Origin of the sequence: Paenibacillus sp. VMFN-D1 (genome assembly GCF_003386155.1) — a bacterium.
Classification (GTDB): Bacteria; Bacillota; Bacilli; order Paenibacillales; family Paenibacillaceae; genus Paenibacillus_AQ; species Paenibacillus_AQ favisporus.
Genome location: NZ_QRDU01000001.1, coordinates 2,300,059 through 2,324,102, shown reverse-complemented (window position 1 = coordinate 2,324,102; position 24,044 = coordinate 2,300,059). Strand labels below are relative to the sequence as shown.

The following is a 24,044-nucleotide window of genomic DNA, read 5'->3' as shown; positions in this document are numbered from 1 at the left end:
GCGGTGCAGCTGGACCGGAATGCGGTGAGCCCGGCAAAGATCCGGCGGGTTTCCACGTTCCGGAGACAACTGAAGAAATACAAATGGCTGCTGCTGATGACACTGCCGGGAGTCATTTATTTATTCATCAACAACTATATCCCTATGTACGGCGTCATCCTGGCTTTCAAAAATTATAATTATGTCGACGGCATTTGGGGAAGCGAATGGGCGGGACTGGACAACTTTAAATTTTTGTTCAACTCCCAGGACGCCTATGTCATTACGAGAAACACCTTTCTATACAACTTCGTGTTTATCGTCCTGAATCTGGTGCTGGCCGTCCTCGCAGCGCTGCTGATTAACGAAATCAGGGACAAGGTCATCACCCGGTTCTACCAAAGCACCTTTCTGCTGCCGCACATCATTTCCATGGTCGTTGTGGCGTACCTGGTCTACAGCTTTCTGAATGTTGAGAGCGGACTGGTAAACCGGCTTATCGCCAAATGGTTCGGCGCTGAAGCCGTTTCCTGGTACGGCGAGCCCCGCTACTGGCCGTATATTCTCGTGATCGTTAATGCGTGGAAGAACGTCGGGTACTTGTCGGTCATCTATTTCGCCGCAATTATCGGGATAGACAAAGAGTATTACGAGGCGGCAACCATCGACGGCGCCAGCAAGTGGAAGCAGATGACGCGGATTACGATCCCGCTGATCACGCCCGTCCTTACTACGATGACACTGCTTGCGGTCAGCGGAATCCTCCGAAGCGACTTCGGCTTGTTCTACCAAGTGCCGATGAACACGGGCGCGCTGATCCCGACCACGAATACGATCGATACGTTTGTGTACCGGGCGATGACGCAGTCTGGCGACATCGGGATGTCCTCGGCGGCGGGCTTCTATCAATCGGTCGTCTGCTTTGTCCTGATTCTGGCAGCCAACGCAGCTGTCCGGCGGATCAACAAGCGCGACGCTTTGTTTTAAGGAGCAGCGTCTTTCGTCGCAAGGGATGTGTGCAAGCGTACATTGATTTTTCCAAGAAAGGTAGAGGAACGTCATGAGGACAGCAAGCGTGAAAAAAATCATCGGCCCTTCCTTGATCCACCTGTTTTTCTGGGCTTTTACACTGGCATCATTGATTCCCTTTATACTGATTTTTATGGTGTCGATCTCGAGCGAGGATTCGATTCTGCAGAAGGGGTATTCCTTGTTCCCCAAGGAAATCAGCTTTGCCGCGTACCAGTTTTTGTTTAACGATTTCTCGGAAATTGCCAAGGCTTACGGTGTCACCATCCTGACGACGCTGATCGGAACGGTGGTTAGTTTGCTCATGACCGCGTTGTTCGCCTATCCGTTGTCCCGCCCGGATTTGCCCTTGCGGCGTACGTTATCCTTTTATATTTTCTTTACGATGCTGTTCGGCGGGGGGATGGTGCCCTGGTATATGACGTACGTCAACATGTTTGACCTGAAAAATACGATTTTCGCCATGATCATTCCCAATCTGCTGCTGAGCGCGTTCAACGTGCTCTTGATGCGAAGCTTCTTCTCATCGACTATTCCGGAGTCGGTCGTGGAGTCGGCTACCATTGACGGAGCCAGCGAAATCCGGATATTTTTCAGCATCGTCCTGCCCCTGTCGCTGCCGATCATGGCGACCATCGGGCTGTTCAACACGCTGTCTTATTGGAATGACTGGTATAACTGCATGCTGTTTATTGATAAGCCTGAGCTGTACAACATTCAGTACTTGATGACCAAAACGTTAACCAATATCCAATACCTGCTGATGAAATCGGGAAGCTCCGCCCAGGTGGGCGAGCTGCTGGCCAAGATGCCCCGGGAAACGGTCCGGATGGCGCTGGCCATCGTCGGGATTGCCCCGCTGCTGTTCGCTTACCCGTTCTTCCAGAAATATTACATCAGCGGGATCACGAGCGGCGCCGTCAAGGGCTGACTCTACATCATTTAATCGTTGAGAGGAGAAGCGTCGACAATGAAAAAAGCCTACCATTTGGTGCTGATCATGATGCTGTGCGGAATGCTTGCCCTGACGGGCTGCGGCAAAGGAGGTGCAGGTGACTCCGGCGAAGCTGCGGGCACGGCCGCCGGCGGCTCCGGTTCGGACAGCGGCACCGGTCTGAAGCCTTATAAAATTACGCTGGTGTATCCGGCGTCCGCACCCAAGGATCTGCAGCTGGTACAGGATGAGATGAGCAAATACCTGACGGAAAAAATCAACGCGACGATCGAGCTTAGGCCGATTGAATGGGCGTCATGGGATGACAAGACCAACCTGATGAAGATTTCCAACGAGCCGTTCGACCTGCTGTTTACGGCAAGCTGGTTTTCGTATGCCAAGGATGTGGCCAAAGGCCAGTTCGTGGAACTGGATGAGCTGATGGCGCAGTACGGCAAGGACATTCCGGGAATTCTCGGAGATGACTTCATTAAGGGCTCGAAGATCGGCGGCAAATTGTACGCGCTGCCGACGAAGAAGGAATTCGGACAGGGCTTCGGTTTCCTGCTCGACAAGAAGCTGGTGGACAAATACAAATTCGATATCAATGGCGTCAAGTCGCTGGAAGATATGGAAGCGATGTTCAAAACGATTAAAGACAACGAGCCTGGCGTGACCCCGATCGTCTCCAGCAAGTTCACGAATACTTGGAGTGCGGCCAATTACGACGGGATCGTGGCGAACCTGGCCGTTCCGCGGGGAAGCAAGGAACCTAAAGCGATCGATACGCTGGAGGATCCCAAGTTCATCGACTTCTTCAAACGGATGCATCAGTGGTATCAGAACGGCTGGTTCGACAAGGACATTCTAACTTCTGACGCCGACCAGGGAATGAATATGATTAAAGCCGGCAAGGCGTTCGCCGTGGCCCAATCCCTGAAACCGGGCAAAGACAAGGAGATGAGCGTCACGACGGGCGTGGACCTGGTCCAGGTCGAGACGGCGGAGCCGTTCACGACGACGGGAGATGCGCAGGGGGCGATGCTCGGCATTTCCCGGACATCCAAGGATCCGGCGCGGGCCATGATGTTCCTCGATCTGCTGTACAACGATCCGAAACTGCTCAACATGCTGGACTGGGGCATTGAGGGCAAGCATTACGTGAAAAAATCCGACCAGGTCATCGATTATCCGGAAGGCGTCAATGCGGACACGCAAACCTACCCGAATCCGGGAGGCTGGATGTTCGGCAACCAGTTCAATTCGTATCTGTGGGCGAACGAGGATCCAAACAAGTGGAAGGAATTCGAGAAGTTCAACGAGCGGGCGGAACGGTCGATCGCCCTCGGATTTGCTTTTGACCAGGAGCCGGTCAAATCGGAGCTGGCCTCCATCGCCAATGTGGAAAAAGAGTTTGACGCCACACTCCGCTCCGGTGCCGCGGATCCGGAGAAAATCATTGCCAAGTGGAAGGAAAAACGCAAGGCGGCCGGCTTTGACAGAGTCAAGGCGGAAGTAGACAAACAGCTCGCCGAATGGGCGAAAGCGAATCCATAACATCTGCAGTTACAAGGGAATCTCCAACCGGTATGGCTTTAAACCGGGGATGGGGATTCCCTGTTCCCCTTCCTGAAACACTTTATTTTGACAAAAAGGACCGACAGAGCTATGAATATCAAACGTTCGCTGCGCAGCAAATTAGTGATCGGCTTCATTGCCATTACGCTTCCGCTCTTCTTGCTTTTGCTCTATAACAATTACTACGCGATGAACACGGTCCGGGAACAAGTGGCCGATTCGAACAAAAACTCGATCATCCTGTATTCAAGCCAGATCGAGGCGGCGCTCAACAAGGAGATCAAATTTTTGTACAACTTCGCCGTCGAGGATCCCAACATTGCCGCGCTATCCCAGCTGCTGAACGATGGAGACGAATATGTTCTGGCCAAGGCACGGATCCTGAACAGCCTTACGCGCTATCACCGGTTCGATAACAGCGTGGACCTTCAGTTCATCTATTCGGTGCAAAATCATGATTTGTTCAATACGCCGATCAGGACGCAGTCTTATGACGAACTGCAGTCGATTCAAATGGCTATTCAGCAAGTGGTGAAAAATGCCCGTCCGGACAGCCCTGTGTTCATGCAGTGGAAGGCGATTCCATACAGCAAGGGCAAATACGCCCTGATCCGGCTTGTGGATGCGGGTGACGGTTTCTATTTAGGGGCGTTCGTTCAGTTGAAAAATTTGATGGTCCCGCTCGATCTGGTTCATCTCGGGGAGGACGGCTACGCCGGCTTTCTGAACGAAACGGGCGAATTGATCACCAGTTCGGCGTCCCCCGATTCGCCCAAGCTGGACATCCCGCCGGTCGGAGATACAACCGATACCTATCAGGCCGTAATGGCGGAAGGAAGACGGTATATCGTGGTCCAGCACCCGATCCAGAGTACGGAACTCAGCCTGGGCGCCTTTATTCCGGAAGCCCGGATGCTTCAGAATCTGTACCACTTCAGACGGGGGATCCTGATGATTTCCGTCTTGGCGGTCATCGTCCTGATCATTTATTTAATCTACTTGAACGATATCATCTTGAAGCCGATGAACAGCTTGATCCGTGGTATGCGGAGCATCAAGAACGGCAATCTGGCTTACCGGCTGAAGCCTTCCAAATCGAAGGAGTTTATGATCATCAATGAAACCTTTAACAATATGGCTTCCGAAATCCAAGAGCTGAAAATCAGCGTGTACGAGGAGCAGATCAAGGCGCACAAAGCGGAACTGAAGCATCTGCAGCTTCAGATCAATCCCCATTTTCTGCTGAACTCCATCAATATCGTATACAATTTGGCCCAAATACAAAATTACGGCGTCATTCAGCTGATGTGCCTGAATCTCGTTCAATATTTCCGCTTTGCGACCCGGACGAACCAGGTGGCCGTGACGATAGCGGAGGAGATGGAACATTTGGAGAGCTATATCCGGATTCAGCAGGTCCGCTTTCCGGACCAGGTGACATACGCCTGCCATTTGCCGGAGGAGCTTGCCCAGGCGGCGGTTCCGCCGCTGCTCATTCAACCGTTTGTCGAAAATGCGATGAAACACGGCTTTGATTTTATGGACCATCCGTTTCATATCGATATCCGTATCGGTCACGCAGGAACGGGAGAGCTGACGATCGTCATTGCTGACAACGGCGCCGGGTTTGACGAAGAGACGCTGCAGCTGCTGCGGACAGGGGTATATATGGAGAGTCGAAGCGGCGAGCATCTGGGCATGACGAACGTCCTGTACCGCTTGAAGCATTTTTTTGGCAGCGACGCGGGACTGTCATTTGGGAATGCTCCTGAGGGCGGCGCTGTCGTCACGCTGACGATTCCCCACCGGAGAGTGGAGGAGTTCGCTTCCTAATCATGAACAGAACTGGAGGGAACCTGATGTATAAAGTGCTGATCGTGGATGATGAGGTGTATGCCGTTATGGGAATCAAGAGCGGTGTCGATTGGGAGGCGCTGCAGGTTTCAGAGATTTACGAGGCTTATAATCTCAGGGACGCGCTGAAAGTATTCGAGCGTGCGGCGATCGACGTGATGATCTGTGATATCGAAATGCCGAAAGGAACCGGAATTGAGCTGCTGGAGCACGTTAATGACATTTCGCCGGAAACCGAAACGATATTTTTGACGGCTCACGCCCATTTTGATTTTATGCAGCGGGCGATTCAGCTCGACGGATTTGACTATCTGCTGAAGCCGATCGAGTACGACGTGCTGAAGTCGTCGATCGCCAGGGCGCTGGAGTCTGTCAGGCAGGAACGGGAGATGACGGAGCTGAGGGCACGGTACAATGAGACCTGGCAGAAGAGAAAAGGACTGATCACCGAGAAATTCTGGAACGACGTCCTTACCCGGCGCATCCATTGCACACCGGATAACGCGCTTAAAATTTTGCAGGAGCATGAGCTGCTTGCTTTATCGGGGACGACCTTCATGCCTGTTCTGGTCAGCGTGGAATCGTGGATGCGGGAGTACAGCACCCGTGATGAGGAAATGATGGAATACAACATCCGCAAAGCGGCGGAGGAAATGTTGCTCGATCCCGGCCGCGGTGAGGTGATCCAAACCAAGCAGGGGGTCAACGTTGTTATTTTGTACGGTCCGGAAGATGGGGAAATACCCGAAAATACATTGTATGACCGCTGCATGGCCTACCTGGAGTCCTGCCGGCGTTATTTTCACTGCACCTTATCCTGTTACATCGGGGAGCCGTCGACATTATTCGAAATTGGCGAAACCTATCAAAAGCTGCTTGAGATGGAGTACGGCAATCTGAACAAATCGAATGAGGTGTACCGGCTGGCCGGGTTCGTACCGGAGAACGGCCAGGTGCCTGCTGCCAAGCTCCGGAATTGGATACAGCTGCTGGAGCTGGGAAAGCTTGAGGATGTAGAGCGGGATCTGAAGACCTGCCTCGCCGCCCAGCGTCTTATCCCCGTAATGTCCGAGAAAGAAAGCCATCCTTCGGTCATTCAACGCGTCCAAGGCTACATTGCCGAGCATCTGCATGAACCGATCACAAGGGAGCAGCTCGCCTGTTGTGTGCATTTGAACCCGGCATACTTGTCCCGTCTGTTCAAGCGGGAAACAGGAGAGTCCATTACGGATTACATCCTTCGTGAGCGGATGGAGGCCGCCAAAGAGATGATCAGGGAATCCAGCATGCCGATTTCTGATGTGGCCAAGTCTCTCGGATACTACAATTTTTCGCATTTTTCCAAAATGTTCAAAAAGGTGCATCACGCCTCACCCCAGCAGGTCAGACGAAAGTCGGTTTGAAGGCGTGGATGCCGTACAGCATCCCGCCGCCTAAGTTTGCTCGTCGGGATGCGCTGCTGCAGGCGGGAACAGCCGGAATGCCGTATCCACAAACAATCTGACGGCAATGGATGCCTGTTTGAAGGACGGAACGGCAAGATGCAGCTTGCGGTACGCTTTGGGAGTCAACTCCCGGCTCATGACATGTTCAGGCACGCTCTGCAGCGACAGCTCCGACATGATACAGATGCCCAGTCCTTCGTTGATCATATTCAGGGCGGTCGGATAGTTGGTCGTAATATGCTTCACGTTCAGATTCGCTCCCCCGGCGCGGAACAGCTCCATAACCGGCAGCTCATAGCCGCCCTTGCAGACCAGCATCGGCTCATCCGAGAGATCCTGAATCCGGATTTCCTTGTAATTGCGGAAGGGGTGATCGTCGCGGAAAACGACGTGAAGCGCTTCGTTCCGCAGCAGCCTTGTGTCCAGATCGTTCAGCGGCGGAATGAGGAAGCCGACATCCACGACCAGCTCATCGAGCCAATGCCGGACTTCCTCCACGGTGCCTTCATACATCTGAATATTAATGTTCGGATACTTGTCGTTGATGGCCCGGACGATTTTCGGATAATAAAAGGAAGCGGCGGCCGGAAAGGCTCCGACACGGATGCTGCCGGTCTCCAGCCCTTTCTCGGCGGCAACCTCCTGCGAAATTTTTTCGTATTGCAGCAAAATTTCCCTGCCAGTGACCACGATCCGTTTGCCGATATCGGTCAGGACGACACCGTTTCGCGGATGGCGGTTCAGGAGGGTAACTCCGAGCTCGGACTCCAGGCTGGATATGGCGCGGCTGACCGCCGGCTGGGTCATATTCATCATCTGGCCCGCTTTCGTAAAGCTTCCCGTTTCCGCGACAGCCACGAATAGTCTGATCTGCGTCTCATTCATAACGGATATGTTATACCTCCTATGAGGAATATGCATTTTATTTATAGTTCAACGTATTGTATCATGGTTATTGACCATGATTCAAGGAGTGACCTTCCGTGCGAATGCAGAAGAATACATTGTTACTATTAATCTTTTTAATATTGGTATGGGGAATCAACTGGCCATTATCCAAAATAGCTCTGGACTATGCGCCGCCAATCTTGTTCGCCGGCTTGCGGGCATTGATCGGCGGCGTGCTGCTCGTGCTGGTGGCTCTGCCTAAAGCGAAGCAATTGCGGCTGCGTCAGACCTGGCCGATCTATTTGACCTCCGCGCTTCTCAGCATCGTTATATACTATGGTGTCCAAACTATCGGACTGGAGTATACGCCGGCCGGATTGTTCTCGGCGATCGTGTTTCTCCAGCCTGTGCTGCTTGGGCTGTTCTCGTGGTTATGGCTGGGAGAGGCCATGACGAAGCAGAAGATGCTTGGCCTGATCGTCGGCTTTGCCGGCGTCGCCACCATGAGCGCCGGCGGGTTCACAGGGGGTGTTTCCGCCGTCGGTATTATTTTGGCGCTGGTCACAGCCCTCTCCTGGGCGCTTGGCACGGCCTATGTCAAGAAGATCGGACCCAAGGTCGACTCGACCTGGCTGACAGCGATGCAAATTACGATCGGCGGTGTCATTCTGCTGCTGGCCGGTTCGGGAATGGAAGACTGGTCGCAGATCCAGTGGAACGTGACGTTCATTTGGGATACGCTGTTTATCGCCGTTTTCGTCATCGCGGCAGGATGGTTCGTCTATTTTAAACTGATCAGCGAAGGGGAAGCGAGCAAAATCGGTTCGTTTACGTTTCTGATTCCGATCGTTTCGATCTTTTCGAGCGTGCTTTTTCTGAACGAGAAAGTGACGATAAATCTTGTAGCCGGCCTTATTCTGGTTCTTGCCAGCATTGTGCTCGTCAACGTACGGTTCCAGCGCAGAAGAGCGACGGCGCTGCCTGCGGTGCCTGAGGGACACGGAGGGCCGGGATCCCGATGAAGAGGGAGCACGAGGCTAAAAGTTAAAGCAAAATCCGCGTTTATCGCGGATTTTTTTTATTTTTTTGCGAGAAAACAGCGATGATAGCAATTTATAAGAAATGCAGGCGTCCTTTCCATGATAGAATGCAATTAAGTCAAACGGTATCACGATCTGTGAAGGCAGACTAGACTCAGAAATCTCCGCTTGGCGGAGCGAATGTTGAGCCTGATCATGCTCAGGTTACCGTGAATATTCCGAGAAAAGGTGGTAATTTTAAATGGCGCTGCAATTGGACAAAATTTTCGTGAATCTCCCGGTTAAAAACCTGAAAAACTCGATCGAATTCTTCTCCAAAATCGGATTTGCCTTTAATCCTCAATTTACGGATGACAATGCAACCTGCATGGTCATCAGTGATCATATCTATGTCATGCTTCTGGTTGAGCCGTATTATCAAACGTTCACCAATAAAGAAATCGCCGACGCCTCCAAGACGAACGAGGTCATCGTGTGCGTGTCCGCCGACAGCCGCGAGCAGGTGGACGAAATCGTCAACAAGGCGCTGGAAGCGGGCGGCAAGCCGTCCAATGACAAGCAGGATCACGGATTTATGTACGGCTGGAGCTTCCAGGATCTTGACAACCATTTGTGGGAAGTCATGTATATGGATCCAAGTGCCGTGCAGCAGCAGTAAGCCAGATATCATAGAAAAGAAGGTGCAGGCTGCCGAGCCTGTGCCTTTTTTTTGAAGAGATCAGAAAGTATAAGTTTTGGAGCCTCTGCTTCCTGATCTCGCAAGAGAAACTTCTTTTAGACGCAGTCTGCCTTCTTTGAAGGTACGTCGATATACTTTTTTCATAGGAAAACAGTTCCATAGTTTGGTAAAATGAAATACAGGACAAGTCACTTGTGGAGAGGAGCAGCATTGTGAATCTTAAAGATAACGACCGCCGTTCAGGCAACCCGATTTTTCCCGGATGGTATGCCGATCCCGAACCCCGAATTTTTGAGGGCCGATACTGGGTATATCCTACATACTCGGCAGCTTACGATGACCAGACATTTTTTGATGCGTTCTATTCCGATGAGCTGGTTCACTGGACCAAGGTTGAACGGATTCTGGAGATGAAGGACATTTCATGGGCAAGACGGGCGATGTGGGCCCCTTCCCCGATCGAGCGAAATGGACGCTACTTTTATTATTTTGCGGCGAACGACATCCAGAGCAATGAGGAGCTGGGCGGCATCGGTGTTGCCGTGGCTGACCGGCCCGAAGGGCCTTTCCGGGATGCTCTGGGGAAGCCGCTGATCGACCAGTTTTACCATGGAGCCCAGCCGATCGACCCTCATGTTTTTATCGATGACGACGGTCAGGCTTATTTGTATTACGGGGGATGGAAGCACTGCAACGTCGTGAAGCTGAACGAAGACATGGTCAGCATCGCTCCCTTTTCAGACGGAGAGGTATATAAGGAGATTACACCGGAGAATTTCGTGGAAGGACCGTGCATGATCAAGCGCGAAGGCAAGTATTACTTTATGTGGGCCGAAGGCGGTTGGGGAGGTCCGGATTATTCGGTGGGGTACGCTGTCTCGGATTCGCCGCTGGGACCGTTTGTGCGGGAGGCCAAAATACTGCAGCAGGATCCCGAGGTAGCTACGGGAGCGGGACATCACGGCGTCATTCAGATTCCGGGTGAAGACGAGTGGTACATCGTTTACCACCGCCGTCCGCTGAGCGAAACCGCAGCGAATCACCGTGAAGTCTGCATCGACCGGATGGAGTTTGACCACGAAGGCCGGATTAGGCCGGTGAAGCTGACCTTTGAAGGGGTGCCGCCAAGAACATTGCCGACACATGAGAAGAGCGATTCGTAAGGCAGAAGCTTGTTCAATAGACCGTTTTTGCGATATAATAGAACACGTCTTCTACAAGGAACGATAGAATCTGATATTAGTGAAAGAGAGCGGATCGTATGGGTCGTAAGTGGAATAACATTAAAGAGAAGAAAGCATCGAAGGACGCAAACACTAGTCGTATATATGCCCGTTTCGGGCGGGAAATTTATGTCGTCGCCAAGCAGGGCGAGCCGGATCCGGAATCCAACCGGGCGCTGAAGGTCGTTCTTGAACGCGCCAAGACGTACAATGTGCCGAAGGCCATCATTGACCGCGCGCTGGAGAAGGCGAGAGGGAACTCTGATGAGACCTATGACGAGCTGCGGTACGAAGGCTTCGGGCCGAACGGATCCATGGTGATCGTGGATGCCTTGACGAATAACGTCAACCGCACCGCTTCAGAGGTCCGGGCTGCATTCAGCAAGAACGGAGGCAACCTTGGCGTCAGCGGATCGGTCGCCTACATGTTCGATTCCACCGCAGTCATCGGCGTCGAAGATAAGACGGAAGAAGAAGTTCTGGAGCTGCTGATGGAAGCGGATGTCGACGTTCGCGACATCATCCAGGAAGACGATTCCGTCATCGTATATGCCGATCCGGAGCAGTTTCATGCTGTGCAGGAAGCCTTCCAGAACGCTGGCGTAACCGAATTTTCGGTTGCCGAGGTTTCCATGATCGCGCAGAACTATGTGGAGCTTCCGGCCGAGTCCCAGCCGGCATTCGAGAAAATGATCGATGCGCTCGAAAATCTGGAGGACGTCCAGAATGTGTACCACAACGTGGAGCTTGAAGATTAATCAGCGAGATGCGATTTGCCGGAAGAAGGCCATTGTCTGAGAAGACGATGGCCTTCTTTTCGGTAGGAAAGGAGAAGACGGAATTGTACGAATTGGCGAGAAAATCGAACGGAAGTCAGGAAATCGTCGTCTACGAAGCGCATGAGCTGTTTGGTCAAACAGGCCGCTTCCGTGTACTTCAATTTGGAGACAACGCGGTTCAAGGTGCCATCGACCTCCGGGATCCGGACCGCATCGTGCTGGAGTATCCGCGCGAAATTGTCCGGCTAATTCGTGAGCGGACGCCCGAAACCGGCAGGATTTTTATGATCGGACACGGAATTGGAACGATTGCCGGCCAATTTCGCGAAGATCAATGCCTCGTGGCCGAGGTCAACGCGGAGATCGTGGAGCTGAGCAGGAGCTATTTTCAATACGGCTGGAATAATGTCGAGATCGGAGACGGAAGGGCCCTGTTGGAGCAGCAGGCCGACGGCTCCTTCGATTATGTGATCTTAGACGCGTTTACACGCGAAGGGACGCCTCATCATCTGACGACCGAGGAATTTTTTGCGCTGGCCCGGCAAAAGCTGAAGGCAGGCGGGATGCTGATCATGAACGCAGCAGGCAAGCTGCAGCGTGACCCCGTGCTAAGTGCCATTCATACCACAATGGAGCAGGTGTTTACTTCAGTTCGAGCTTTCGCCCTGACAGAAGGGGAACGGGATGCAGAACGGAACGTGTTGTTCCTGGGCTCGGAAAATCCGGCCGCAGCGGATGTCAATGGTTTGGAAGGTTTTATGCAGGTGAAGCTGGAGCAAGGATACGTTCTTAGAGACCGCGTGTAATGCCAGAGCATGGTTTGAACAGTATGCAAAAACGATGGAATTTAAAAAACGCCATCCTTCCGAATCCGGAGGGATGGCGTTTTCGTATGGTGAATGATAAAACAAAATTAGAAATCGAAGTTGTCCGGGTCGGGACCTACACGGCGGTTCTCGTTGAGCCCGTCGATCCGGTCCATATCTTCCTGGGACAGCTCAAAATCAAACAGCGATGCATTTTCAACGATACGGTGTTCTTTCGTCGATTTAGGGATAGTCACGACGCCATGCTGCAGATCCCAACGGAGGATCACCTGGGCAATGGACTTGCCGTATTTCTCAGCGATTTCTTTCAGCAGCGGATGGTTCAGCAGCTCGCCCTGCATCAGCGGAGACCACGCCTCCAGCTGAATGTTGTGCTGCTTCGTGAAGTCGCGAAGCTCTTTCTGGGTCAGCATCGGATGGAATTCCACCTGGTTGATGACCGGTACGATTTCCGCATCCTTCATTAAATCTTCCAGGTGGTGTACCTGGAAGTTGCTGACGCCGATCGATTTGACGCGGCCGTCTTTATACAGCCGCTCCATCGCTCTCCACGCTTCTTTATATTTGCCGGCAACCGGCCAGTGGATCAAGTACAAATCCAGATAGTCGAGACCCAGCTTCTTCAGGCTTGTCTCGTAGGCGGCGATGGTCGATTCGTAACCTAGGTCTGCGTTCCACACTTTCGAAGTAACAAAAAGGTCTTCCCGCTTCAGTCCGTTGTCGGCCAGCGCCTCGCGGATTCCCTGACCGACGCTCGTTTCGTTGGCATAAACCGCAGCGGTGTCGATACTCCGGTAACCGTGCTTCACAGCAGCTTTCACGGCTTCGACGAGCTCGCTGCCTTCCTCCACTTTAAAGACGCCCAGGCCCAGCCAAGGCATCTCGATGCCGTTATTCAATCGCGTTTTGCTTTGTACATGTTGAGTCATTATAAATTGCCTCCTAGATGTTGTTTATCATGATATAAATTTGTGTTACCTCCGCAATTCGAAACCCATTCGCTTATCATTACCGGAACTGTATAGAACTTATCCGCATTAGATACGATAGCTAAAAAAGCATCAGGATTACGCACTGAGCATGTTGTTGTCACTAACGGATGACGCCGTATCCTTGCGTTCGAGCGCCCGGCTCCACCAGGTGAGCAGAACGGCTGCGGCAACCATGATCGAGCCGATCCATGCGGTATGAATCAAGCCGAGATGATCGGTCACGATTCCGCCCAAATACGCGCCGAGCGCTATGCCGGCGTTAAATGCAGCAATGTTCACAGACGAAGCGACGTCGACGGCCTTCGGCGCAAACCGTTCCGCAAGCATTACGACGTACACCTGAAGTCCAGGCACGTTCATGAATGCAAGGAGCCCCATGCCGAAGATCGTAATCAGCCCGGCGACCTTAAACGGAGCCGTGAATGTGAGAAGAAGCAAAATGACCGCCTGGATCAGGAACATATACAATAAGGCGGATAAAGGCCTGCGGTTGGCCGCTTTGCCTCCGATCACATTACCAATGGCAATGGCGATGCCGTAGAGCAGCAGGATCAGGGCGACGGTTGATTCTTTAAAGCCGGTAACATCATGCAGCAGCGGCGACAGGTAGGTAAATACCACAAAGGTTCCTCCATAGCCAAGCGCAGTAATCAGAAAAGCAAGCAGCAGGCGGCCGTTCGCCACAATTTTGACCTGATCGCGGACGGGCGTCCGGACGCCTTTGCGCAGGCTGCCCGGTACAAGGATCAGGTTGGCAATCAGCGCGATAACGCCGACGATCACGATCGCCACAAACGCGGCTCTCCAGCCGAGCTGCTGACCAATGAATGTTCCCAGCGGCACCCCGGTGACGGTCGCCACCGTCAATCCGGAGAACATGATGGAAATGGCGCTGGCCCTGCGGTTTTCCGCGACGAGATCGGCGGCAATCGTTGACCCGATCGACATAAACACGCCGTGGGACAAGGCCGAAATGATGCGCGCCGTAAGCAGCAGACCAATCCCGGTGGATGCGGCCGCCAGACTGTTGCCGACAATGAATACAAGCATGATGCCGATAAGCAGTATTTTGCGCGGCACACCAGACGTTAAAGAGGTTAGAATCGGCGCTCCAAAGGTGACACCGAGCGCATATAACGTAACGGTCAACCCGGCAAGGGTTACCGAAATGTGCAGGTCATTGGCGATCAGGGGAAGCAGCCCCACACTGATAAATTCAGTGGTACCAATCGCGAACGCGCTGATGGCTAAAGCTAATAAGGCAAAGGTTGCGCGTTTTTTATCCAAAGACATGGTATGATCTCACTCCTATATATGTTGTTCTATCTATTTGATGCTGCGATCAAGCTACAGGGTAGTCATTACCGGCCGGTGAATGTTATTATGTACCCGTGAAGTAAATTTGAACAGTACGTACTTTTTAGTACGATAGGCACCAAAAAGTGCCCATAGATGTTGAGGAGGGTCTTGGATGGAAAAAAAGAAATATAACATTTCGGTTGAAGCAACGCTGGAAGTGATCGGCGGCAAATGGAAGTGTGTGATTTTGTGCCACTTGACGCATGGAAAGAAGCGGACAAGCGATCTGCGGCGGCTGATGCCGTCCATCACACAGAAAATGCTGACCCAGCAGCTTCGTGAGCTGGAGGACGACGGAATCGTAAACCGCATCATCTATCATCAGGTTCCGCCGAAAGTGGAGTATGAGCTGAGCGAATATGGCTGGAGCCTGAAGCCGATTCTGGATTCCCTTTGCGCGTGGGGGGAGCATCATATTATTAAAGAGTATGGTGACAAATTTGCCGTGCTTGAGGATAACATTCTGAACAACAAGGACATCGGCCTTGCGACAGAAATGGATCAAACTGCGAAAGAAGAGGAAACTTCGTTGTCCAAAAACTGAAATTTGTCTTTTATTTGAAGGGTGGAATATGGTAATATAAACGGGAACAGTTGTTCCTGGTTTGGCGAGGGTTGGCCCATGCTCATCGCGCCCGCATCCATCCGGGACTCAAGGGAGGTAAGGTATGACCAACAAGTTTCCTGAACTGGATGGAGTCATTGCCTATATTCAGAACCGGCTGGATGAACCGCTGGAGCTGAACATGCTGGCGAAGTATGCAGGGTACAGCCCGTACCATTTTGCCCGGATTTTCAAAGCGCGGATGGGGCTTCCGCCGCTCTATTACGTATCATCACTAAGGCTGCATCGAGCCAAAGAGCTGCTGCTGAGCACCAATCTAAGCATTCGTGACATCAGCCTGGAAATCGGCCAGCAGAGCCTCGGCACGTTTACTTCCCGGTTTACGGAGAAGGTTGGGGTTACACCTTCCCTATTCCGCAATTCCAGGGACATCGCGGACAACCATTTAAACTCGCTCAAAGCGCTCGAAAGCTGGTATGATCTGCCGGTTTTGACGTCACCTGTGGGAACCGTGGAAGGGTCCATATCCTTCGAGGTACCGTTCGAAGGGGTCATCCTCATTGGATTGTTCGCCAAACCGATCCCTGAAGGGCTGCCGCCTTACGGTACGCTTATCTCTTCGGCGGCACGTCGATTCCGGTTTACCGGCGTGAAGCCTGGAACCTACTATTTGTTAGCGACTTCTGTCTCATGGGGAATGAGGGCGGCCGATTTTCTGGTGCCCCAAACGACGCTTCGCGCCAAGCATAAGGTCCCAATCGTCGTCGGTCCCGATAAATCGGTTCCGTTTCAACGGGTAAACATGCGGGTTCCGCATCCGGACGATCCGCCCATCCTAATATCGCTGCCGCTGTTGATGAACAATTTTCTTCATATCAACAGTCAACTCAGCAATCGGTAAGAAATCCGTTCCTGATCGCGGTGTTATAGTAGAGACAGCGGGGCAGGAAGTTATCCATGTACATAACGATTCATACAATGTTGCGCCTTTTCGGACTCCGTAATCCCGAGATTTTTCGGCTGCGGCTTGTTTTCTTGTAAGGGACAAGCATATATTCATCCGCGGCCATGTCACGTGTCAAGGGTACCATTCCTGCTTCTAAATGAACCATTACAGGAAAGGATGAATGACGATGGCCAAGCACATGACTTACATTTTTTCTGAGGATGCCAGAGCGCAGGCAGAGTTTTATGTTCAGGCGCTCGGAGGAGAAATTGTATCGGTACAGACCCATGGGGAATTGCCTCACGCTACGGAAGAATACAAAGATAAGGTGTTGCACTTGAGCCTGGTTGCCGCCGGCGTGAATATTCTAATGTCAGACGCGGTATTCGAACCGGTGCAGCAAGGAACAGCGATCAACCTGGTACTGGAATTTGAACAGGAGCCGGAAGCGTATGCTGCATTTAAGAAACTGTCTGAAGGCGGAACGGTTCGCGACCCGATCAAACCGGCTTTTTGGGGTTCTTTATTCGGCCAATTGGAAGATAAGTTTGGCATCCGCTGGATGATTACGACCGGATCTTAACGTCGTTCTCCATAGCAGAGCCCGGCTAACTAACGATATCAGTTGAATTTGTAAGCCAACAGGGGGACTTCCGGGATTCATGCGGAGATCCCTTTTTGCATTGGAACAACGGGAGGTTGTAAGTTAAATAATCATAATCCCGGCTGGGGCAAAGAGGAAGGCGAATAAAAGGACCAGAAGAGATAGAATGATTATCGAACATCATTTTTTGTTCTAAACCATCATGAAAGCGTTGACACACGGGAAGCCGCGGAGTTACAATAAACCTGCCTGAAAGATCAAACGTCTTTCATTCTGCAGAATAAGACAAGAGGTATACTTATGAAGGATCATAAAAGACTGACGTTAAAAGGAATCGCCCAGCAATTGGGCATCTCGGTCGCCACGCTGGACCGGGTCCTCAACAACCGCGGCAATGTGAAGCCGGAGACGTACCGGAAGGTTATGGAGAAGCTGGAGGAACTGGAATACACGCCGAACAAATCGGCGAGATTTCTGTCACGGGGGACTGAAATTTCCTTTGCGATTGTGTTTCCGGAGCATCCGGATTATTTCTGGACACAGATTGAGCGCGGCATCCGCCTTGCGTACGAGGAGCTGCGGGATTACGGCCTGCGGATTGAAATTTTCAAATCGGAGAGCTACGACACGGAGAAGCAGAGACAGATTGTGCAGGAGATCGTTGACAGCGGCGCCTACGATGCGCTGGCCTTGTCTCCCAACGACTCCCAGCAGATGGAGGATCCCATAGACCAGGCGATCGATAAAGGAATGGCGGTATGCACATTCAATAACGACGCGCCGCTCAGCAAGCGTCTGTTTTACGTGGGATGCGACTATCGGATCGCGGGCCGACTCGCTGCCGACATGCTGTGCAAGCTGATCGGAAAGGGCGGCAGAGCCGGACTCATCACATCGGATGCCAGCAGCCTGCCCTCGGCGACTACGTTTCAGATGCAGCAGAAAATTACCGGCTTCCGCGAAGTCATTGCCGAGCAGGGGAACATCGAAATGGCACCGCCGCTGAAGCTGAAGCATGAGGAATACGATCATCCGGACCGCTTTGGCGAATACTTCCGCCAGGTCGACGGCATTTATGTCACGAGCGCCAAGCTGCATGTTATTGCGCGCCATCTCGAAGAAGCGGGTCTTGGCGGCACCGTGGCTTTGATTGGCCATGACATGACGGAGGATATTTATCAGGATCTGGACCGCGGCACGGTCACGGCGACGATCTGCCAGGACCCGGTAAACCAGGGCTATTTGGCGGTCAAGACGCTGTTTAACCATACGGCCAGCGGCGAGAAGGTGAATTTGCGGGAGAACATTTCCAAGTTGGAACTGGTTACGAGGGAGAATGCACGGTACTATATCTAAGGGTATAGGATGCCGGGCTTCTCACGAATAAAATGATGTACGTACATCATTTTATGATTTTTATAATCAAGAAAGCCTAAATACTAGATCATTTCGTAAGGAGGACATGCTTATGCGCGGCAAAATGAAAGCGCTCTTTCTCGCCTTTTCGCTGTTTGCCTTGACGCTGACCGCCTGCTCTGCAGGTTCCGGTACCGATTCGGGAAAAGTCACCCTGACCTGGTGGGATACGATGACGACGGATGGCAGCGTAACCGCGATCAACAACATCATCAGCGAATATGAGAAGGCCCATCCGAATGTGAAAATCAAACGCACATACGTATCTTCTTCCGATATCAAAAACAAGCTTTTGCTTGGTTCGATCGGCAATCAGGGGCCGGATATCGTATGGATCGACAGCGCAGACCATCAGACGTTTGCCGCTGCCGGCATTTTGGCCGACATTACCGCGGAGGTCAAAGCGTGGGGACAGGCGGATCAATATTATGACGGACCATGGTCCTCCACGGTGTACGACGGCAAAAATTACGGTGTTCCGGTCGGAAGCAACAACCTGGCGCTGTTCTATAACAAAGAGTTGTTTGATGAAGCGGGCATCAAGCCGCCCGCCAACTGGGATGAGCTGAAGGAAGACGCCAAGCTGCTCACCAAGAAAAATGTATACGGTTTCGCGGTCAGTGCGGTGAAGACGGAAGAAGGGACGTTTCAGTTTTTGCCGTTCCTGCTGCAGGCCGGCTCGGACATTCCCGACTTTGATAGTCAGGGCACGCTCGATGCAGTAAACCTGTATGACTACATGGCCAAAAACAACTACATGTCCAGGGAAGTGATCACGCAGAAGCAATCCGATACCGCCACGCAGTTCGCCGCAGGCAAAGTGGCGATGATGGTGAACGGAACGTGGCAGATCCCATTCCTGCAGAAGGAGGGCAAAGTCAATTGGGGCGTCGTGCCGCTGCCGAAGGGCAAAACGGGAGCGACTGTACTCGGAGGTGAAAACTGGGCGATCTCTGCAGCCTCCAAGCATAAGGATGCTGCCTTTGACGTCATTCGTTTCGCCAACGAGCCGGACCGGCTGAAGAAGCTTCTTCAGACCAACGGCCGTCTGCCGAGCCGCAAAGATTTGCTGCAGGACCCGTTCTGGCAGAAGGATCCGCAGATGAAGGTGTTTGCGGATGCGATGGAGGTGGCCAAGGCACGTGCCTATGGCCCGGATTATGCGGGAATTTCCGAAGCGATCCAGACGATGCTGCAGCAGGTGCTGACCGGGCAGGCTTCTCCCGAACAGGCCGTTCAAACGGCCGCCGGCAAGATCAAACCGCTTGCACCCTAAATATTAAGAAGGAGGAGGAACCCAATGTCAGACCAATCCTATTCCGCGGCAGCGCCGAGAACGTCCAAGCGTTTAAGAAGTACAGCATGGACCCGGTATCTGTTCGTTCTGCCCGTCATCCTGTTCCTGCTGGTGTTCATTATTTTCCCGATCGTGTACAACCTCATTCTCAGCTTTCAAAATGTGACGGTATACAACTTTAAGGGGCATCATGCTTTTGCGGGTCTGGCGAGCTATATCAAGACATTCAAAGATCCGGTCTTTTACACCGCGCTCGGAAACTCGGTATTGTTCACCGTTCTCAGCCTCGTGTTTCAGTTTTCGATCGGCTTTGCGCTGGCCCTGTTCTTCAACCGCAGTTTTCCGGGCCGGGGCCTGATGCGCTCGCTCATGCTGCTCGCTTGGATGCTTCCGGTCGTCATCACGGCTTCGGTATTCCAATGGATGCTGAACGGCGACTACGGGGTCGTTAACTACATCCTGCAAAGCTTTGGGATCATTCACGAGCCGCACAGCTGGCTCAGCGAAAACGGTACGGCGCTGCTTTCCACGATCGTCGCCAACATCTGGGTCGGCATTCCGTTCAACATGATCATCCTGCTGTCCGGACTTCAAGGTCTGCCGGAGCAGCTGTATGAGGCGGCCAAGCTGGACGGCGCGGGGAAAATGCTGCAGTTCCGCCACATTACGCTGCCGCTCATGCGACCGACCATTCTGATTCTGCTTATGCTGGGGATCATCAACACGTTCAAGGTGTTTGACATGATCTTCATCATGACGGCGGGCGGACCGGTAAACTCGTCGAACGTCCTGCCGATTTACGCCTACCAGATGTCCTTCACCAAATTCCAGTTCAGCCAGGGCGCATCGGTATCCATGATCATGTTCGCGATTCTTACCGTGCTGGCCGTGATCTATCTCCGGATGTCCAGTAAGGAGGAGGCTGCATGATGAACCAGCGAGCTCAATGGAAGGGCGCCGGCATGACTGTGATCGGTGCCGTCATCACCCTGTTGTTTTTATTTCCCGTCTATTGGATGGTCAAAACGTCGATAACCCCAATTACGGACCTGTTCTCGTCACCGCCCCATTTTGGAGTGCTGAACGCGACCTTTACGGCTTACTATGACAACTTCATTCACAACACGGATATGCTCCGGTATATCGGCAACAGCTTTATTATCGCCATCGGGACGATGATCATGTCGCTGCTGTTCGCCACGCCCGCGGCGTATGCACTGGCGAGACTGGATCTGAAAGGCAAATCGCTGATCATGATTCTGCTGCTCGCGATCCAGATGCTGCCCGGTATTATGATGGCGATGCCGCTGTTCATCATGTTCTCGAAGGTTCATCTCGTGAACAGCTACTTCGGGCTCATCCTGGCGGACATGATCCATGCGCTGCCGTTTGCGGTCCTCGTCCTCCGGCCGTCGTTCATGGCACTGCCCAAAGGGCTGGAGGAAGCGGCGAAGATTGACGGCTGCAACCAGTTTACGGCGTTCACCCGAATCATTCTGCCGCTCGTCGTGCCTGGCATGATGACGGTCGCGGTGTTCTGCTTCCTTTTCGGCTGGGGCGACTTCATCTTTGGCCTGACCTTGACGACCGAGGACAGCGTACGCCCGCTGACGCTTGGACTGTACCGCTTTATCGGGCAGTACGGCACGGAGTGGAACAACCTGATGGCGGTCGCCACGCTGGCTGCGCTTCCGATCATTATCATTTTTATCGGCCTGCAGCGCTATGTCGTAGGCGGCATTACCGCCGGTTCCATGAAAGACTGACAATTTTAAATAGAAGATGTAGATAGGAGAGAGACCCACTATGAAATTTACAGACGGCTATTGGCATATGCGGCAGGGGCTGCAGGTATTGTATCCGGTTGAGGTAAGGGATATTGAGACCGGGCAAGACGAAATGACGGTGTATGCGTCCACCAAAAAAATCGTCCACAAAGGCGATACGCTGAATACGACGCTGCTCACGGTCCGTTATTCTTCCCCGATGGAGAACGTCATTTGCGTGGAATACATCCATCATGACGGCATGGACGAGAAAGGCCCAGCCTTCCAAATCTACAAGCAGCCGGACCTGAAAGTCCAAGTCGAGAAGCGCGGCGGCGCCGTGACCCTCACCAGCGGCAAGTTGACCGCCACCGTTCGCCCGGACGAGGGGTGGAACGTCGCGTATGCTTATGACGGACGCCGCCTCACCGGCACCGGCTATAAAGGACCGGCTTACATCAAATCCTCCGAATCGGCGGATGTATATATGAGGGAGCAGCTGGACCTGGGGGTCGGCGAATACGTGTACGGGCTTGGGGAACGGTTTACGCCTTTTGTGAAAAACGGTCAGGTCGTGGATCTATGGAACGAAGACGGGGGGACCAGCAGCGAGCAAGCCTATAAAAACATCCCGTTCTATGTGTCCAGCGAAGGATACGGCGTGTTTGTCGATCATCCGGAGCGCGTTTCTTATGAAGTCGGCTCCGAGAACGTCTCGAAGGTGCAGTTCAGCGTTCCCGGCGAAATGCTGAAGTATTATATCATCGGCGGATCCAATCTGAAAGAGGTTCTGCAAAACTATACGGCCTTGACCGGGAAACCGGCGCTTCCGCCTGCCTGGTCTTTCGGCCTTTGGCTGACGACCTCGTTTACGACCAGTTATGACGAGGACACGGTCAACAGTTTTGTGGACGGCATGCTCGAGCGGGATATTCCGCTGCATGTGTTCCATTTTGACTGCTTCTGGATGAAGGAGTTCCAGTGGTGCGATTTCAAATGGGATCCCGACGTGTTCCCGGACCCGCAGGGGATGCTGCGGCGGCTGAAAGACAAAGGCCTTCATATCTGCGTCTGGATCAACCCGTACATCGGGCAGAAGTCGTACCTGTTCAAGGAAGGCAAGGAGAACGGCTATCTGGTGAAGAATCCGGACGGCAGCGTCTGGCAGTGGGACCGGTGGCAGTCCGGCATGGGGCTCGTGGACTTTACTAATCCGGAAGCGGTCCGGTGGTACCAGGGCAAGCTGAAGGAACTGCTCGACATGGGCGTTGACAGCTTCAAAACCGACTTCGGCGAACGGATTCCGACGAACGTCGTTTATTACGACGGCTCCGATCCGGTGAAAATGCACAACTACTACACGTTACTGTACAACCAAACGGTGTTTGAGGTGCTGGAGGAGACGCTCGGTAAAAATGAAGCGGCGGTGTTCGCCCGTTCCGCCACGGCCGGCGGCCAGCAGTTCCCGGTGCATTGGGGCGGCGATTGCTCTGCCTCATACGCATCGATGGCCGAATCGCTTCGCGGCGGCTTGTCTTTGTCGCTCAGCGGCTTCGGGTTCTGGAGCCACGATATCAGCGGTTTTGAAAATACGGCCACACCGGACCTCTATAAGCGCTGGACCGCTTTCGGGATGCTGTCCACGCACAGCCGGCTGCACGGGAACCAGTCGTACCGGGTGCCATGGCTCTTCGACGAGGAAGCTGTTGACGTATTGCGCTATTTTACCAAGCTGAAATGCACGCTGATGCCATACCTATTCCGTTCCGCCGTGCAGACTGCGGCAACAGGGGTGCCCGTCATGCGGGCCATGGTGCTGGAATTCCCCGAAGATCCGAACTGCCATGTGCTGGACCGCCAGTATATGCTCGGGGATTCGCTTCTCGTCGCACCGGTCATGAACGACCAGGGACTGGCACGGTACTATGTACCGGAGGGACGCTGGACCGATTTCGTAACCGGAGAAAGTGTAGAGGGAGGCCGGTGGATCAGCCGGCAGGTCGACTACTTTACGGTTCCGCTACTGGCGCGGGCCGGAAGCATCATTCCGGTCGGAGACAATGACCAGCGTCCGGATTACGACTACGCGGACGGTGTGACCCTTCACGCTTTTGAACTTGCGGATGGGACGGAAACGACAAGCGTCGTGAACGGGACGAACGGCAAGGAAGAATTAAAGGTCGTGGTAACCCGGAACGGGGAGCGCATCGATGTCCAGGCGGAAGGAACGAAGCCGTGGAAGCTGCTTCTGCGCGGCATAAGCCAGATCGCTCAAATCGAAGGCGCTGAATACGCCGTGACCGAGCAGGGGGTACTGTTGACGCCACAAGCGGGCGTTAAGCAGATATCGATTCAATTGTAATGGGCATTGTCTTAAGCAAACATGAACTATAGCCATACTGACATCGGGCTCCCGAAATACCGCATTTGGCCGGTTTTTCGGGAGTTTTTACGTTTACTTTTTTCACGTTGAACTTTCTTCTATAATGGCGCGCTGCGTCCTTTTAACATTAATTTTCTTAAGTTCATTCTATCTGCTTATAATGTTAACGTTTACGTCAACTGCGATGCCAACCTTTTGAAAAAGAGCGAACCAACAACCACTGATATCCATATTGCAACATATGAAAAATTCACAATAGAAAGTCACAAAAAAATCCGCACCTATCTCCGACCTGCAAACCCATCTTATCGTACAACCTAGACACTACACATAGGTAACAAGGTAGGGCTATCCACTCGCCCAGACCGCCTCTCTGCGGCTATAGTTGCTTCAGACGAACTTTTCAGGATATAATCTGCTTGGTAAAAAACGGATTTCAAAGGAGGATCCCTGGTGTTTAA

The 24,044-nt window shown here is 52.7% G+C and carries 21 protein-coding genes; 18 read left to right on the top strand and 3 right to left on the bottom strand.

Annotation, left to right across the window (positions count from 1 at the left end; all coding sequences use genetic code 11):
* Positions 1–96 precede the first annotated feature (96 nt).
* The 5 genes from C7820_RS10670 to C7820_RS10650 all read left to right on the top strand — a co-directional run bounded on the left by C7820_RS10670 (position 97) and on the right by C7820_RS10650 (position 6,777).
* Entirely contained in the window at positions 97–966 is an 870-nt protein-coding gene (locus C7820_RS10670) for an ABC transporter permease (RefSeq protein ID WP_200631077.1), read from the top strand.
* 73 nt (positions 967–1,039) lie between these two features.
* Positions 1,040–1,939, top strand: coding sequence for a carbohydrate ABC transporter permease (locus C7820_RS10665; RefSeq protein WP_076167155.1), 900 nt, complete (start codon positions 1,040–1,042; stop codon positions 1,937–1,939).
* A 39-nt stretch (positions 1,940–1,978) separates the two neighbouring features.
* Complete coding sequence (locus tag C7820_RS10660) at positions 1,979–3,499, top strand: ABC transporter substrate-binding protein (RefSeq protein ID WP_116230920.1); 1,521 nt, start codon at positions 1,979–1,981, stop codon at positions 3,497–3,499.
* A gap of 111 nt (positions 3,500–3,610) precedes the next feature.
* Positions 3,611–5,353 carry a sensor histidine kinase gene (locus tag C7820_RS10655; protein WP_116230919.1) on the top strand — a complete coding sequence of 581 codons (1,743 nt, stop codon included), beginning with the start codon at positions 3,611–3,613 and terminating at the stop codon, positions 5,351–5,353.
* Between the two features lie 2 nt (positions 5,354–5,355).
* Positions 5,356–6,777 carry a response regulator gene (locus C7820_RS10650; protein ID WP_258875201.1) on the top strand — a complete coding sequence of 474 codons (1,422 nt, stop codon included), beginning with the start codon at positions 5,356–5,358 and terminating at the stop codon, positions 6,775–6,777.
* Between the two features lie 30 nt (positions 6,778–6,807).
* Here the strand turns inward: C7820_RS10650 and C7820_RS10645 are convergent, their stop codons facing one another.
* Entirely contained in the window at positions 6,808–7,704 is an 897-nt protein-coding gene (locus C7820_RS10645) for a LysR family transcriptional regulator (RefSeq protein ID WP_116230917.1), read from the bottom strand.
* A gap of 104 nt (positions 7,705–7,808) precedes the next feature.
* Here C7820_RS10645 and C7820_RS10640 point away from each other — a divergent pair, with 104 nt between their 5' ends.
* The 5 genes from C7820_RS10640 (at position 7,809) to C7820_RS10620 (ending at position 12,234) form a co-directional block, all read left to right on the top strand.
* Complete coding sequence (locus C7820_RS10640) at positions 7,809–8,729, top strand: DMT family transporter (protein ID WP_116230916.1); 921 nt, start codon at positions 7,809–7,811, stop codon at positions 8,727–8,729.
* 259 nt (positions 8,730–8,988) lie between these two features.
* A complete protein-coding gene (locus tag C7820_RS10635; protein ID WP_089546898.1) occupies positions 8,989–9,405 on the top strand; it encodes a VOC family protein in 417 nt (138 codons plus the stop codon).
* A 233-nt stretch (positions 9,406–9,638) separates the two neighbouring features.
* Positions 9,639–10,589: a glycoside hydrolase family 43 protein gene (locus C7820_RS10630; RefSeq protein ID WP_116230915.1), complete on the top strand. Its 951-nt coding sequence runs from the start codon at positions 9,639–9,641 to the stop codon at positions 10,587–10,589.
* 98 nt (positions 10,590–10,687) lie between these two features.
* Positions 10,688–11,407, top strand: coding sequence for a YebC/PmpR family DNA-binding transcriptional regulator (locus C7820_RS10625; protein WP_076167139.1), 720 nt, complete (start codon positions 10,688–10,690; stop codon positions 11,405–11,407).
* 32 nt (positions 11,408–11,439) lie between these two features.
* Positions 11,440–12,234 carry a spermidine synthase gene (locus tag C7820_RS10620; RefSeq protein ID WP_258875200.1) on the top strand — a complete coding sequence of 265 codons (795 nt, stop codon included), beginning with the start codon at positions 11,440–11,442 and terminating at the stop codon, positions 12,232–12,234.
* 107 nt (positions 12,235–12,341) lie between these two features.
* Here C7820_RS10620 and C7820_RS10615 read toward each other — a convergent pair whose 3' ends face one another.
* Entirely contained in the window at positions 12,342–13,184 is an 843-nt protein-coding gene (locus C7820_RS10615) for an aldo/keto reductase (protein ID WP_116230914.1), read from the bottom strand.
* A 138-nt stretch (positions 13,185–13,322) separates the two neighbouring features.
* Entirely contained in the window at positions 13,323–14,540 is a 1,218-nt protein-coding gene (locus tag C7820_RS10610) for an MFS transporter (protein WP_116230913.1), read from the bottom strand.
* A gap of 178 nt (positions 14,541–14,718) precedes the next feature.
* Between C7820_RS10610 and C7820_RS10605 the strand changes: the two genes are divergently transcribed.
* From C7820_RS10605 to yicI, 8 genes are all read left to right on the top strand, one after another.
* Complete coding sequence (locus C7820_RS10605) at positions 14,719–15,150, top strand: winged helix-turn-helix transcriptional regulator (protein ID WP_076167132.1); 432 nt, start codon at positions 14,719–14,721, stop codon at positions 15,148–15,150.
* Positions 15,151–15,274: 124 nt separating this feature from the next.
* Positions 15,275–16,072: a helix-turn-helix transcriptional regulator gene (locus C7820_RS10600; RefSeq protein ID WP_116230912.1), complete on the top strand. Its 798-nt coding sequence runs from the start codon at positions 15,275–15,277 to the stop codon at positions 16,070–16,072.
* 232 nt (positions 16,073–16,304) lie between these two features.
* The gene (locus C7820_RS10595; RefSeq protein WP_116231718.1) at positions 16,305–16,700 is read left to right on the top strand and encodes a VOC family protein; all 396 of its coding nucleotides are present in this window, start codon (positions 16,305–16,307) and stop codon (positions 16,698–16,700) included.
* Between the two features lie 321 nt (positions 16,701–17,021).
* Complete coding sequence (locus tag C7820_RS10590) at positions 17,022–18,077, top strand: LacI family DNA-binding transcriptional regulator (protein ID WP_116230911.1); 1,056 nt, start codon at positions 17,022–17,024, stop codon at positions 18,075–18,077.
* Positions 18,078–18,189: 112 nt separating this feature from the next.
* Positions 18,190–19,413, top strand: a complete 1,224-nt coding sequence (locus C7820_RS10585; protein ID WP_181908991.1) for a sugar ABC transporter substrate-binding protein — start codon at positions 18,190–18,192, stop codon at positions 19,411–19,413.
* Positions 19,414–19,437: 24 nt separating this feature from the next.
* Entirely contained in the window at positions 19,438–20,364 is a 927-nt protein-coding gene (locus C7820_RS10580) for a carbohydrate ABC transporter permease (RefSeq protein ID WP_116230909.1), read from the top strand.
* A complete protein-coding gene (locus C7820_RS10575) occupies positions 20,361–21,200 on the top strand; it encodes a carbohydrate ABC transporter permease (protein WP_244169174.1) in 840 nt (279 codons plus the stop codon). The genes C7820_RS10580 and C7820_RS10575 overlap by 4 nt, the downstream gene beginning before the upstream one ends.
* Before the next feature lie 40 nt (positions 21,201–21,240).
* Positions 21,241–23,562: an alpha-xylosidase gene (yicI, locus tag C7820_RS10570; RefSeq protein ID WP_116230908.1), complete on the top strand. Its 2,322-nt coding sequence runs from the start codon at positions 21,241–21,243 to the stop codon at positions 23,560–23,562.
* Positions 23,563–24,044: the final 482 nt, after the last annotated feature.

Coding starts and splice junctions, on each gene's coding strand:
- C7820_RS10670 (WP_200631077.1), top strand. CDS start 97: ATGACACTGCCGGGAGTCATTTATTTATTCATCAACAACTATATCCCT.
- C7820_RS10665 (WP_076167155.1), top strand. CDS start 1,040: ATGAGGACAGCAAGCGTGAAAAAAATCATCGGCCCTTCCTTGATCCAC.
- C7820_RS10660 (WP_116230920.1), top strand. CDS start 1,979: ATGAAAAAAGCCTACCATTTGGTGCTGATCATGATGCTGTGCGGAATG.
- C7820_RS10655 (WP_116230919.1), top strand. CDS start 3,611: ATGAATATCAAACGTTCGCTGCGCAGCAAATTAGTGATCGGCTTCATT.
- C7820_RS10650 (WP_258875201.1), top strand. CDS start 5,356: ATGAACAGAACTGGAGGGAACCTGATGTATAAAGTGCTGATCGTGGAT.
- C7820_RS10645 (WP_116230917.1), bottom strand. CDS start 7,704: ATGAATGAGACGCAGATCAGACTATTCGTGGCTGTCGCGGAAACGGGA.
- C7820_RS10640 (WP_116230916.1), top strand. CDS start 7,809: ATGCAGAAGAATACATTGTTACTATTAATCTTTTTAATATTGGTATGG.
- C7820_RS10635 (WP_089546898.1), top strand. CDS start 8,989: ATGGCGCTGCAATTGGACAAAATTTTCGTGAATCTCCCGGTTAAAAAC.
- C7820_RS10625 (WP_076167139.1), top strand. CDS start 10,688: ATGGGTCGTAAGTGGAATAACATTAAAGAGAAGAAAGCATCGAAGGAC.
- C7820_RS10615 (WP_116230914.1), bottom strand. CDS start 13,184: ATGACTCAACATGTACAAAGCAAAACGCGATTGAATAACGGCATCGAG.
- C7820_RS10610 (WP_116230913.1), bottom strand. CDS start 14,540: ATGTCTTTGGATAAAAAACGCGCAACCTTTGCCTTATTAGCTTTAGCC.
- C7820_RS10605 (WP_076167132.1), top strand. CDS start 14,719: ATGGAAAAAAAGAAATATAACATTTCGGTTGAAGCAACGCTGGAAGTG.
- C7820_RS10600 (WP_116230912.1), top strand. CDS start 15,275: ATGACCAACAAGTTTCCTGAACTGGATGGAGTCATTGCCTATATTCAG.
- C7820_RS10595 (WP_116231718.1), top strand. CDS start 16,305: ATGGCCAAGCACATGACTTACATTTTTTCTGAGGATGCCAGAGCGCAG.
- C7820_RS10590 (WP_116230911.1), top strand. CDS start 17,022: ATGAAGGATCATAAAAGACTGACGTTAAAAGGAATCGCCCAGCAATTG.
- C7820_RS10585 (WP_181908991.1), top strand. CDS start 18,190: ATGCGCGGCAAAATGAAAGCGCTCTTTCTCGCCTTTTCGCTGTTTGCC.
- C7820_RS10580 (WP_116230909.1), top strand. CDS start 19,438: ATGTCAGACCAATCCTATTCCGCGGCAGCGCCGAGAACGTCCAAGCGT.
- C7820_RS10575 (WP_244169174.1), top strand. CDS start 20,361: ATGATGAACCAGCGAGCTCAATGGAAGGGCGCCGGCATGACTGTGATC.
- yicI (WP_116230908.1), top strand. CDS start 21,241: ATGAAATTTACAGACGGCTATTGGCATATGCGGCAGGGGCTGCAGGTA.